The following is a 13,205-nucleotide window of genomic DNA, read 5'->3' as shown; positions in this document are numbered from 1 at the left end:
ATTTGATACGGCTCACTTAGCTTAGAAGTGAATACAGATGTTTGCCAGAAGTGACTGCAATCGAGTTGATTGTTATGAGGTATTAAAAGTGAGCTTAAAAACTCCAGCTTAAGTGAATACCACCATAGCTTTCATCTAAACTGCCAGTGTAGCCTTCCGCTTTAGCTTCTTTTTTAATGTCATCCATGGCTATAACATGGCTAAAGTGAGCACTGATAGCAATATTACTGGTGAGGGCATAACTGGCTTCAACCCCCATTTGAAAATGGTTAGCGCCATTATGTTCTTCGGTAGCGTACTGGAAATCAAATCCTTGGGTGATATATGGGGTGACAGAGAATTGTTCGGTTAATTGCCAAGGACTGTGCAGGCTGACCTCGATAAAATATCCACCCGCTTCAGTAGCATAGGTGTAAGCAACTGATGGGATTAACCAATCCACACCTGTATATGCTACTTCAGCAAAAAACTCATTGTCGTGCCCACGTTCGTCGCCATAAAACTCAAGTCGTTGGTAACCCACTACGGTTTCTAAATCTTCATGTAGGTGTAAAGCGTACTCTAAACCAAAATTCCATTCGGTATAGTGTTCTGAATCGCCTCTTACCACTGCGGCATAAGTCGTTAAGTCGCCACTCGTGACAGAAGCTCCGCCAAGGTAAACACCGCCGTCAGCTAAGTTATTTCGGCCTTCTGATATGTATTTTGAATCCCAGCCTAAATCGACTCCAAATTCAATATCTTCGGCATGAACTTGGTTAGATAGCATTGCTGAAAAGCTGATCAATGATAAAAGTAAAGGGTTCAAATATGTTTTCATATCAGTGATGTTCTCATCGGTGAAATAAAGATGCGGTAAGAATACATGATTCGGAATTATTAAGAATGAGAACGAGTTAGATTTGCGATCAGCTTGTCAATAATTAAAGTGTAAAGGCTACGTAAATTAGTTTGTGCAGCGGTTCACGTTTTTTAAGGTTATTTTAAGGTAGTGATTTGAATTATCTCTGTAGATGGAGGATCTCAAGTTATAGCAGAGTAGAAACTTACTGGATTTGAGCCGTTAATTAGAGGCTTTCAATCAAGCTGTAGACTTGAATTCATCAACTCGAGCCCTTATTAATAAACTACAGGCAATTATTACCCTATTTCCCGAGGAATCACCTATGAGCAACACATTGCTAGATAATCCTTTATTAGAGCAAAGCGAGTTACCGCAGTTTTCGAAAATTAAAGCGGAACATATTCAACCTGCTGTTGAACATGCCATTGCTCAATGTCGCAGCAAAATTGATGAAGTGTTAGCAGATAACAGCACATACTCATGGGAAAATTTAATTGAGCCATTAGAAGAAGTGGATGATCAGCTAAGTAAGATTTGGTCTCCGGTCTCGCACATGAACTCAGTCACCAGTACTGACGAATGGCGTGAAGCTCATGATGCATGCCTACCTTTATTATCTGAATATGGCACTTTTGTGGGTCAACACCAAGGCCTTTATCAAGCTTATAAATCTATTCAAGAATCAGCAGATTTCGAGCAGCTTTCTACAGCGCAGCAAACCTTACTGACTCAAAGCTTACGTGACTTTGAATTATCAGGTATTGGCTTAAATGATGAACAAAAAGTGCGTTACGGTGAAATCGTAAAGCGTTTATCAGAACTGACCAGCAGTTTTTCAAATCAATTGCTTGATGCTACGCAAGCATGGACGAAGTTGATTACTGACGAATCACAGTTAACTGGACTACCAGAGTCAGCAGTTGCTGCGGCAAAAGCCATGGCTGAAGCGAAAGAGCTTGAAGGTTGGTTATTTACTTTAGATTTCCCATCTTACTTACCTGTGATGACTTACAGCGAAAACCGTGAATTACGCGAAGAGTGTTATCGCGCGTTCGTGACTCGTGCATCGGATCAAGGCCCAAATGCTGGCGAGTTTGATAACAGTGCCAATATGGATGAAATTTTAGCGTTACGTCATGAGCTGGCACTGTTATTGGGCTTTGATAGCTATGCCGATAAATCACTGGCCACCAAAATGGCCAACGATTCTAGCCAAGTACTATCTTTCCTCAATGAGCTTGCACTTCGCTCAAAAGAGCAAGGTAAATCTGAGCTTGCTGAGCTTAAAGCGTTTGCTAAAGAGCACTTTGATGTTACTGAAATGGCATCTTGGGATTTGAGTTTTTATGCTGAAAAATTACAGCAGCATAAATATGAAGTCTCACAAGAATTATTGCGTCCATATTTCCCTGAAGACAAGGTGTTATCGGGCTTGTTCTATACCGTGTCACGTCTATTTGGCTTAAGCATAGAAGAACAGCAAGACTTTGATAAATGGCATGATGATGTGCGTTTCTTCCACATTTATGATGCTGAAAAAGTTCATCGTGGTAGTTTCTATCTTGATTTGTATGCCCGCAGCGGTAAACGTGGTGGTGCTTGGATGGATGACTGTCGCGGCCGCCGTGTAACAAGTTCAGGGCTGCAAAAACCTGTTGCTTACTTAACGTGTAACTTTAATGGTCCAGTCGATGGCAAACCTGCATTATTTACTCACGATGAAGTAACCACTTTATTCCATGAATTTGGTCATGGTATTCACCATATGCTAACTCAAATCGATGTTGGCGGTGTGGCAGGTATCAATGGTGTGCCTTGGGATGCAGTGGAGTTACCAAGTCAGTTTATGGAAAACTGGTGCTGGCAAGAAGAGGCATTAGCTGAAATCTCAGGTCATTTTGAAACAGGTGAGCCATTACCAAAAGCATTGCTTGATAAAATGCTGGCTGCAAAGAACTTCCAATCAGGCATGATGATGTTACGTCAGCTTGAGTTCTCATTGTTCGATTTCAGAATGCACCATGAATTTGACGCCGAAAAAGGCGCAGATATTCAAGGTATTCTTGATGAAGTACGTGGACAAGTTGCTGTGAATGTACCACCTGCGTTTAATCGTTTTCAGCATGGTTTTGCGCATATTTTTGCTGGTGGCTATGCTGCAGGTTATTACAGCTATAAATGGGCTGAAGTATTATCTGCTGATGCATTTTCACGCTTTGAAGAGGAAGGTATTTTTAACCCTGAAACGGGTGAAAGCTTCTTGAATAACATCCTAGAGATGGGTGGCAGTGAAGAGCCTATGACTTTATTTGTTCGTTTTATGGGGCGTGAGCCGAATACCGACGCACTATTACGTCACTCAGGTATTAATGCCTAAGTTCAAATGAAGATTAATAAGTAGTTGCTTTTAATCAGTAAAATAATAAAATTTAAAGACACTCTAGGTTATAAATAGTAACTTTAGGGGTGTCTTTTTTTGTTTTCATCTTGTCAGGATTGATTGTTTTGTAAGATAAACTTATTAAATCATTAAAGTTACATTACTATGTTATCGATAGCATAATTTGAACGGATTCGTATTTTGAACGAGCAACCATCTCCAGAAGAACAAGTGTTCTTTACATTAACACCGGGTAGATCGGTGGATATACAAATTGATTTTCCAGTTAAGTTTAGAACCAAAGCGACATTGGTGGGTTATGAACTGGGCAAGTATATTATTTTAAAACATCCTGCGCCGCAGCAAATGAACAACTATAAAGACGTGTTTGTTGAAGGTAATGGTGTAGTGGTGCGTTACTTGTTAGAAGGTCAACAAGGCGAGTGTTATGCCTTTAAGTCAACAATTCGTAATATCACTAAAATTCCAGAAAAATTTATCTTTCTGTCATACCCAAAACAAATCGAAAACCGTCAATTACGTACCCATCAACGTTACGTCACTCACCTACCTGCAGCCATTCAAGCTAAAGATGAAAATGACGCTAGCCATGGTACTCAGCTAAAAGGCATTATTTCTGATATATCATCAAAAGGTTGTGGCTTCGTATTTAAAACGGACAACCCGAATTTAAAAGTGAGTCAGAAAGACATTATTGTGATGATCCGCAACCCTAATAACGAAGGGATCAGTATCCCAGCTAAGGTATGCAACAGCCGCTATGAAGACGGTAAGGTAAACGTTGGTATTAAGTTCGAAGAAGATGACGTGCAGATTAAAACCTTGCTGAACCAACTGTATATTGATCTTTAATGGCTTAATTGTGCAGGTATAAAAAGAATTAAAAGCGACTTATTCAGTCGCTTTTTTTGGGTCGTGATATTAGCTATTTATATGCTTACGCTAACTTTAAATCATATTGTTGGCGGTACATCACCATGTCTTCAATGGTCAGTACTGGCATATTGTGTTTAAGGCCAAAAGCGACGATTTCAGGGGCTTTTGCCATAGTGCCGTCTTCGTTGGTCACTTCACATAAAACGCCTGCAGGTTGTAAACCCGCCATTTGCATTAAATCTACCGTGCCTTCGGTGTGACCTCGGCGGGACATAACACCACCAGCGCGTGCGCGAAGTGGAAATACATGTCCTGGTCTTGCAAGATCACTCGCTTTAGCATTGGCTGCAGTAGCTGTTTTTACCGTGGTTACACGGTCTTGAGCTGAAACACCCGTGGTCACGCCTTCTTTAGCTTCAATAGACACAGTAAACGCAGTTTGATTGGCGCTATTGTTATCTTGCACCATTGGCGGTAGTTCAAGCTTGTTGGCTTGATCATCCGTTAAGCATAAGCACACAATACCGCTGCATTCACGGATCATTAATGCCATTTGCTTGCTAGTAAGATGTTCTGCTGAATAAATAATATCGCCTTCATTTTCACGATCTTCATCGTCGAGCAATAATACGCCGTTACCTTCGCGCAAGGCTGATAAGGCTTTTTCAACACGTTCGATAGGATCGCCAAATGGCGAAAGTAGTGATAGCTGATTCATGGTTAACTCCTAAAAAATACCAGAATCAGGGCTTTAAAGAGGGTTTTTACGCCAACCGAAATACACCAGCAAGCAATATGCTCACTGGCGTATTTCTATTCTCTCTCATCCGGACTTTAACCGTCGGCTCTGGAATAGTAGACATTACATCTACATCACCAAATCTGCTGACCTCGACGAATCGAGCGCTCGCGGGCTTAGTTAAGATTACATAAAGGTAAGTTAACATCACCGCCGGTGGGGAATTTCGCCCCGCCCTGAGAATTAAAATAACCTGCTCACACCCAATGTGTGAACAGAGCCGCCATGGTAAGCCAAAACGCTCGTTTAAAAAAGTGCTAACGCTCACAGAGGAGATAATTTTTAACTCCAAGTGAATAGCTGAACTCTACAGCGCATATTTTCGTATAAGTTGTTCTATTTAATGATTTGTTAATTTAGTGAGTGGACTTGATAGCTGGTATGACCTCTGATAGCCTGATGCGCTCAAAAGGAGTAGTAGTATATGAATTTATATTTCCGTCTAATGTGGTTACTGTTTTGGCGTAACCGTCAGGCTAAAAAAATTGGCTTTTTAGATACCAGCCGAATTAGTTACCGTGCATGGCCACTTGATTGTGATATCAATATGCATTTAACCAATTCACGTTACCCTGCATTTATGGATCTTGCTCGTACCCATATGATTGCTGAAATGGGTTTGATGAAAAAACTCCTTAAACTTAAATGGCTACCTATCGTTAACGCGTCTGAATTCACTTTCTTCCGTGATATTAAGCCGATGGAAAAATTTGAGATTGAAACCCGCATAGTAGGTTGGGACGAAAAATACTTTTATATCGAACAACGTTTTGTCACTGCTAGAGGCTTGCATTGCATCATGCACATTCGTGGGGTGTTTATTTGCCGCGGTAAGCAAGTTCCGATTAAACAGCTCGTTGAAGCTGCTGACTACTTTGGCCCTGTGCCAGAGATGCCACCTGAAATAGTGAAATGGAAAGAGTTTCTACAGGTTAAGAAAGAGCAAAATCTTGCACCTAAATTGAGTTTAGCTTCGTAAACGTTATTATACCCAAACGTAAAATACATTGAGTAGGTAACCACTGTGGCGACATTAGAGACATTTAGCGATATTTTTGACCGTGCTGCAGAGCGAAAAGGCGGCGCTAAAGCGTTAGGTTTATTAATGCCGCAATCATTAGAGGCTGACGAAATTGGTCAATATGCTGATGCGCAATTATTATCGGCGATGAGCAAGCAAGTGTTTCAAAGTGGCTTTGTATGGCGGGTTGTTGAGAATAAGTGGCCTGCCTATGAAGAAGCTTTTTTTAATTTTGAACCTTTCAAAGTATTAATGCTGTCGCCAGACCAAATTCAAGCCCGTGCCACAGACGCCAGCCTAATCCGCCATCAAAAGAAAACCCAATCTATTGTTGATAATGCCTATATGGTTCAACAACTCGCTGCTGAACATGGCAGTTTCGCAGAGTTTATCGCTAATTGGCCCGAAGAAGAGATTACCCAACTGTGGCAAGTTTTGAAAAAGAAAGGCAGTCGTTTAGGCGGTAATACAGGGCCTTACTTTTTGCGTACCATAGGTAAAGATACTTTTTTGCTTACTAACGACGTTCAATCATATTTGAAAGCCACCAAGGTGGTTGATGCAGGCTTTACCTCACAAACCGCTTTACGCCAATCCCAAGCTGCATTTAATCATTGGCAGCAAGAGTCTGGCTTAAGTCTCGCTCACATTAGCCGAATCATTTCCCTTAGTGTCGGTGATAATCGCGTTTAATTGTCAGATAGTTAGTGTGATTCACTCGGTGTGACTTGATAGCGGCACAAAAACATTTTTGCGACTTCATTTGCAATGTTTTGTTGTTCTTCGTGGTTTAGTCTTTCTGAAAACTGCATGACTTGGGGCCAAAAACAGCTGCCTTTAATGAGGCTGTGTATTTGCTGTAAGGCAAGTTCTTCGTCAGTAAGCGCGAGCTTTTTGTCTGCTGCGGCTGCCCTTATCCAACGCATAGTGGCACTTTCTTGTTTTTTGACTCGCTGAAATTCTTTATTCATTGACTCAGGCGTATAGAAGAAGTGACCAATAGCCATACGCGTTAGCTCAATGTACTCCTGACTACTGATAAAACTGACTTCTTTAAATACCACTTCAGATAGCTGCTCAAGTAACGGTCTATCGCTTTGATACTCTGCAACATTATGCTTAAAAGAACGGTCCCATAAGTCTGCCATTAAGGTCATGACAATCGCTTCTTTAGTTTCAAAGTGATTGTAAACCGTGCGTTTTGACACTTCGGCGACTTCAGCAAGTTTGTCCATGCTGGTAGCCGCGACACCAAACTCTGTGAAAGTCACTTTGGCTGCATGAATAATCGCTGCACGTTTCTTTTGGCTTAAAGTCATTTTTTCAGTAGGCATCAATTTTGTTCTCAATATAAATCTTAGGACATTCTACACTGGGCAGTTTACTTTTCAATCATATTTTATTAAACTGCACCGTGCAGTTTACTTTTGGGTTTTATAATGAAATACATTTTGATGTTAGTAGGGGTATTGGTGATGGCTTTTTCAATAAAAACACTTTTTACGACCAATAAAGCAGAAGCGGAAAAATATGAGAATACAGATATCAAATATCAATCAGGTTTAAGTGATATTTGGAATATTGCTAAAAGCCATATAACCACCAAAAGACTGCATCCAATACCTGAAGTTGAAGTGCCAGTTAAGCCAATGACAGCGACAAGCTTGAGCTTTTCTAACCAAGATGAAATTTTCCGTTTAGGTCACTCTACGTTACTTCTTCGTCTTGATGGCGAATATATTCTTTTAGATCCAGTATTTAGCCAAAGAGCATCACCTGTTCAGTGGGCCGGACCAAAGCGTTTTCATCAATCTCCAATAAACATTGAACAATTACCTCCGATTAAGACGGTCATTATTAGTCATGACCATTACGATCATCTTGATAAAGCAGCTGTCATTGCGCTGCAAGATAAAGTTCAGCACTTTGTTACGCCTGAAAAGGTGGGTGATTATTTAATTGAGTGGGGTATTGAACCAAGTAAAGTGACGCAACTAGCATGGTGGAACGAGTTTAGTTTGGATGGGTTAACACTTGTGGCAACACCTGCACAGCATTTTTCGGGTCGCGGCTTATTCGATCGTGATACCAGTCTGTGGGCGAGCTGGGTCATCCAAGGTGAAAATAGTAAGTTGTTTTTTAGTGGTGACGGTGGTTATTTTTCTGGTTTTAAAGAAATTGGAGATCGTTACGGGCCATTTGATATCACCATGATCGAAACGGGTGCCTATAATGAATTGTGGAGTGAGATCCATATGATGCCTGAACAAAGTCTGCAAGCGCATAAAGATTTAAATGGTGAGAACTTTCATCAAACCGCCATGATGCCTATTCATAATGGTACTTTTGATCTGTCACTACATGATTGGTTTGAGCCGCTAGAGCGGATTGTGCAATTGGGTGAGCAGGCTAATGTGTCTGTTATTACCCCCGTTTTTGGTGATGCAGTGAATGTTGCTTCACCGAAGAAAACACAAAGATGGTGGCGAGAAATGCTGCCTGGTCATGAGTGGATCTTACAATCACAGTAAGTTTTTCATAGAAAATAGAAAAATATCTGGTTTAACCTAAACTAAACCAAATAAAATACTATTTCATATGCATATTTTTTAACGTTATGTTGTATATTGTTGCTTTTATAACCCGCCACAGCGCAACGTATCTGTAACATATATAGATTGTGTTTTTTGTTGGCACAAACTCATTAACAACCCTGAAACAAAGGGGCTAAGCTTATTATTTGTTTACAATTTATAATATTTTAAATGGTTGTTGAGTTTACACGGGTGTGCGATAACAGTGCCCATCAAAAAGTAAGTAAATTGAAACGTAGGAATATCGCTATTTAGTAACTATTTACGCAGTGGAGCGTAAGGTTATTGATGATGTCATTAGGAGTAAGAACAGTCATGCACAAAGCACTGAAAATAGCCTCAGTTATCACTGCGGCTTTATGGATTACCGCTTGTGGTAAAGCCGATCAAGGCCAAACCCAGCAAAAAGCGCCTCCCGTTCCTGTAGGAGTGTTGAGTGTGACTGAGCAACCTCAAGCTATTCAAGTTGAGTTACCTGGTCGTAGCCGCGCATATTTAGAAGCAGAAGTACGTCCGCAGGTATCAGGTATTATCACTAACCGTGGTTTTGTTGAAGGTAAGGATGTTGAAGCGGGTCAATCGCTATATCAAATTGATTCAGCAACCTACACTGCAGCGCTTATTAGTGCTGAAGCTGACTTAGCAAGTGCGAATGCTTCTTTAGCATCGGCAAAAGCAACAGCAGACCGCTACTCAGCTCTAGTTCAAACCAACGCAATTAGTAAGCAAGATTTTGATGAAGCGGATGCGGCATACAAAGAAGCGATTGCTAACGTTACTGTTGCAAAAGCAGCGATTAATACTGCCAATATTAATCTTGAGTACACCGAAGTGAAAGCGCCAATCTCTGGCCGTATCGGTAAATCAAGTGTGACTCCTGGTGCATTGGTTACAGCAAACCAAGCAGCAACATTAGCTAAAATTCAACAGCTTGATCCAATCAATGTTGATATTGCTCAGTCAAGTGCACAGTTATTGCGTTTAAAGGCAAAACTGAGAGACGGCAAACTACAACAAAGCGACAATGCTGAAGTTAAGTTGGTTCTTGAAGACGGCACTATTTATGAACAAGCTGGTACATTGCAGTTTGCTGAGGTGAGTGTTGATGAAGCCACTGGCTCTGTGACTTTACGTGCTGAATTCCCTAATCCTGATGGGGTGTTACTACCTGGTATGTATGTACGCGCGATTTTAAATGCGGGTCAAGATCCAAAAGCGATTTTGGTACCTCAAAAAGCGATTACACGTAATACCAAAGGCCAAGCGGTAGCTATGGTTGTTGGTGCTGAAAACAAAGCTGAGTCACGAATAGTGACGACTGCTGAAGTGATAAATCATCAATGGCGTATTACGGATGGTCTAGAAGCTGGCGATAAGTTAATTGTCGAAGGCTTACAAAAAATTCGTCATGGCGCAGTTGTGGCACCACAAGTTTTATCTGCAACTCCAGCAACTAAATAGGGTAACGTTATGGCTCGTTTCTTTATCGATCGCCCTATTTTTGCTTGGGTGATCTCAATCTTAATCATGCTTGCAGGGGTCTTAGCAATTAAAGATCTTCCTGTTGCACAGTATCCGACGATTGCACCGCCAACCGTTGAAATTACTGCGTTTTATCCAGGTGCGTCTGCAAAGACCATGGAAGACACGGTAACTCAGGTTATTGAGCAGCGAATGACGGGTATTGACCATTTACGCTATATTGCTTCAAGTAGTGATAGCTTTGGTAATGCGACTATTACCCTAACATTCAATGCTGAAGCTGATCCTGATATTGCTCAGGTACAGGTACAAAACAAGCTGCAAGCAGCAATGACTTTGCTACCTCAAGAAGTACAATCGCAAGGGGTTAACGTTGTTAAATCCAGTGCTGGCTTCTTAATGGTTGCTGCGTTCGTATCTGAAGATGATTCATTACAGAAAACCGATATTGCTGATTATGTCGCTGCTAACATTCAAGACCCGCTTAGTCGTGTTGCTGGTGTAGGTGAAATTCAGTTATTTGGTGCGCAATATGCAATGCGTATTTGGCTTGATCCGTTAAAACTCACTCAATACAACTTAACCAGTATTGATGTTATGGCAGCGGTTAGAGAGCAAAATGCACAGATTTCTGCAGGTCAATTAGGTGGTGCACCGTCGATCGCTGGCCAAGAGTTGAACGCAACAGTAACAGCTCAAAGTCGTTTACAAACGCCTGAACAATTCCGTGAGATTATTCTTAAGTCTGACTCATCAGGTGCTAACGTTTATTTGAATGATGTAGCACGTGTTGAACTAGGTTCTGAAAGCTATTCAGTTGAATCTTTCTTTAATGGCAAACCAGCTGCGGGTGTTGGTATTCAGTTAGCTACAGGTGCAAACGCACTTGATACGGCAGATAACGTGCGTGAAAAGCTAGCAGAACTTCAAGCTTATTTCCCAGATAGCTTAGAAATTTACTACCCATACGACACGACTCCTTTCGTTGAAAAATCAATCGAAGGTGTTGTGCATACGCTGGTTGAAGCGGTTATCTTAGTATTCTTGATTATGTATCTGTTCCTACAGAACTTCAGAGCTACTTTGATTCCGACTATTGCTGTACCTGTAGTACTGCTTGGTACATTTGCAGTCTTGTCTGCGACAGGTTTCTCGATTAACACGTTGACCATGTTCGCAATGGTACTGGCTATTGGTCTATTGGTAGATGACGCCATTGTCGTGGTGGAAAACGTCGAAAGGGTAATGTCCGAAGAGGGCCTCAGTCCACTCGAAGCGACCAGAAAGTCAATGGATCAAATTACCGGCGCTCTAATTGGTATTGGTTTAACACTATCCGCTGTATTCGTTCCTATGGCATTTATGTCAGGTTCGACAGGTGTTATTTATCGTCAGTTCTCAATCACGATTGTGACAGCAATGTCATTATCAGTATTGATCGCGATGATCTTAACTCCTGCGTTATGTGCGACCATGCTTAAGCCTATCCCTAAAGGTCATACTCATATTAAAACGGGTTTCTTTGGTTGGTTTAACCGTAACTTCGATAAGCTAACTTCACGTTATGAAGCAAGTGTTGCGGCTATCTTGAAGCGCACAGTACGTATGATGGGTGTTTATCTTGTTCTGGTTATTGCAACAGCGTGGATCTTCATGCGCATGCCAACAGCATTCTTACCAGATGAAGATCAAGGTATCTTGTTCACCCAAGCTATTTTGCCAACTAACTCGACCCAAGAAAGCACCATTAAAGTGTTGGAAGAAGTGAGTGACTATTACCTGAATGAAGAAGGTGACACGGTAAAATCAGTATTCAGTGTTGCAGGCTTCAGTTTCGCAGGTTCTGGTCAGAACATGGGTATTTCATTCGTAGGCCTACAAGATTGGGCTGATCGTACTGAAGCTGGTCAAGATGTTCAGTCATTGTCTAATCGTGCAATGGGCCGATTCCAGCAGATTAAAGATGCACTGGTATTTGCATTCGTACCGCCTGCTGTAATTGAGTTGGGCACCTCGAATGGTTTCGATATGTACCTGCAAGACCGTAGTGGTATGGGGCATGATGCCTTGATTGCAGCACGTAACCAATTGTTAGGCATGGCAGCGCAAAATCCAAACTTAGTAGGTGTTCGTCCGAACGGACAAGAAGATGCACCTATGTATGAAATTCATGTAGACCAAGCCAAGATCCGCGCCCTAGGCGTTGATATTGATAATGTTAACAGCGTATTGGCTACCGCTTATGGTGGCTCGTATGTGAATGACTTTATTGACCGTGGTCGTGTGAAGAAAGTATATGTTCAAGGTGAAGCTGAATATCGTATGCAGCCAAGTGACTTAGATACTTGGTACGTGCGTAACTCCGAAGGTGAAATGGTACCTTTCTCTGCCTTTACAACAGGTACATGGGAATACGGTTCACCTCAGCTACAACGCTTTAACGGCTTACCAGCGATTAATATCCAAGGTGCAACAATGCCAGGATACAGTACTGGTGACGCGATGCTTGATTTCGAAGAAATGGTGAAACAGTTACCACCAGGATTTGGTATTGAGTGGAACGGTTTATCATACGAAGAAAGATTGTCAGGTAACCAAGCGCCAGCGCTTTACGCCTTGTCAATCTTAGTGGTATTCCTCGTACTTGCAGCACTTTACGAGAGCTGGTCGGTACCGTTTGCGGTTATCTTAGTTGTACCACTTGGTGTTATTGGTGCACTAATAGCGATGAATGGTCGTGGTTTACCTAATGACGTATTCTTCCAAGTAGGTCTACTGACGACGGTGGGGCTTGCAACCAAGAATGCGATCTTAATTGTAGAATTCGCTAAAGAATTCTACGACAAAGGTGCCGGCTTGATTGAGGCGACATTGCACGCGGTTCGTGTACGTTTACGCCCAATTCTAATGACATCATTAGCATTCGGTTTAGGTGTTGTGCCGTTAGCAATCAGTACAGGTGTTGGTTCTGGTAGTAAGAACGCACTAGGTACTGGTGTACTGGGTGGCATGATGAGCTCAACCTTTATTGGTATCTTCTTAATTCCATTATTCTTCGTAGTGGTTGAGAAAATATTCAGTAAGAAAGAGCGTAAAGGCTACAAACCGCCTGAAGCTGAAGCGGAAACCACTGAAAAAAGTTAATCGTTAAGTTAACTGATTCATAAACTTAAAAGCCTGCAATTTGC

General features: G+C 41.6%; 10 protein-coding genes and 1 riboswitch. Of the genes, 7 read left to right on the top strand and 3 right to left on the bottom strand.

Features of this window, described 5'->3' with window-relative positions:
* Window positions 1-94 precede the first annotated feature (94 nt).
* Window positions 95-820 carry a hypothetical protein gene (locus tag AC0L4E_RS18465; protein ID WP_473680906.1) on the bottom strand — a complete coding sequence of 242 codons (726 nt, stop codon included), beginning with the start codon at window positions 818-820 and terminating at the stop codon, window positions 95-97.
* A 346-nt stretch (window positions 821-1,166) separates the two neighbouring features.
* Here AC0L4E_RS18465 and prlC point away from each other — a divergent pair, with 346 nt between their 5' ends.
* Window positions 1,167-3,221: an oligopeptidase A gene (gene prlC, locus AC0L4E_RS18460; protein WP_473680904.1), complete on the top strand. Its 2,055-nt coding sequence runs from the start codon at window positions 1,167-1,169 to the stop codon at window positions 3,219-3,221.
* A gap of 204 nt (window positions 3,222-3,425) precedes the next feature.
* Window positions 3,426-4,097, top strand: a complete 672-nt coding sequence (locus AC0L4E_RS18455; RefSeq protein WP_473680902.1) for a PilZ domain-containing protein — start codon at window positions 3,426-3,428, stop codon at window positions 4,095-4,097.
* An 85-nt stretch (window positions 4,098-4,182) separates the two neighbouring features.
* On the opposite strand, the gene ribB is transcribed toward AC0L4E_RS18455, so the two are convergent.
* Window positions 4,183-4,839 (bottom strand): 3,4-dihydroxy-2-butanone-4-phosphate synthase, encoded by a 657-nt coding sequence (ribB, locus tag AC0L4E_RS18450; protein ID WP_473680900.1) that lies wholly within the window; start codon window positions 4,837-4,839, stop codon window positions 4,183-4,185.
* Window positions 4,840-4,932: 93 nt separating this feature from the next.
* Window positions 4,933-5,108, bottom strand: a riboswitch (FMN riboswitch).
* Between the two features lie 236 nt (window positions 5,109-5,344).
* Here ribB and AC0L4E_RS18445 point away from each other — a divergent pair.
* On the top strand, window positions 5,345-5,899 hold the full coding sequence (locus AC0L4E_RS18445; RefSeq protein ID WP_473680898.1) for a thioesterase family protein: 555 nt from the start codon (window positions 5,345-5,347) through the stop codon (window positions 5,897-5,899).
* Window positions 5,900-5,944: 45 nt separating this feature from the next.
* Complete coding sequence (locus tag AC0L4E_RS18440; RefSeq protein ID WP_473680896.1) at window positions 5,945-6,634, top strand: DNA-3-methyladenine glycosylase I; 690 nt, start codon at window positions 5,945-5,947, stop codon at window positions 6,632-6,634.
* 11 nt (window positions 6,635-6,645) lie between these two features.
* Here the strand turns inward: AC0L4E_RS18440 and AC0L4E_RS18435 are convergent, their stop codons facing one another.
* Window positions 6,646-7,275 carry a TetR/AcrR family transcriptional regulator gene (locus AC0L4E_RS18435; RefSeq protein ID WP_473680894.1) on the bottom strand — a complete coding sequence of 210 codons (630 nt, stop codon included), beginning with the start codon at window positions 7,273-7,275 and terminating at the stop codon, window positions 6,646-6,648.
* Between the two features lie 105 nt (window positions 7,276-7,380).
* Here AC0L4E_RS18435 and AC0L4E_RS18430 point away from each other — a divergent pair, with 105 nt between their 5' ends.
* From AC0L4E_RS18430 to AC0L4E_RS18420, 3 genes are all read left to right on the top strand, one after another.
* Window positions 7,381-8,472, top strand: coding sequence for an MBL fold metallo-hydrolase (locus AC0L4E_RS18430; protein WP_473680892.1), 1,092 nt, complete (start codon window positions 7,381-7,383; stop codon window positions 8,470-8,472).
* Window positions 8,473-8,850: 378 nt separating this feature from the next.
* On the top strand, window positions 8,851-9,996 hold the full coding sequence (locus AC0L4E_RS18425; protein WP_473680890.1) for an efflux RND transporter periplasmic adaptor subunit: 1,146 nt from the start codon (window positions 8,851-8,853) through the stop codon (window positions 9,994-9,996).
* A 9-nt stretch (window positions 9,997-10,005) separates the two neighbouring features.
* A complete protein-coding gene (locus tag AC0L4E_RS18420; protein WP_473680888.1) occupies window positions 10,006-13,161 on the top strand; it encodes an efflux RND transporter permease subunit in 3,156 nt (1,051 codons plus the stop codon).
* The last annotated feature ends 44 nt before the right edge of the window (window positions 13,162-13,205 follow it).

The organism is Shewanella sp. GJ50-10, from assembly GCF_055808815.1.
Note: the sequence above shows the minus strand (reverse complement) of the source record. Positions and strands in the feature narration are given on the sequence as shown.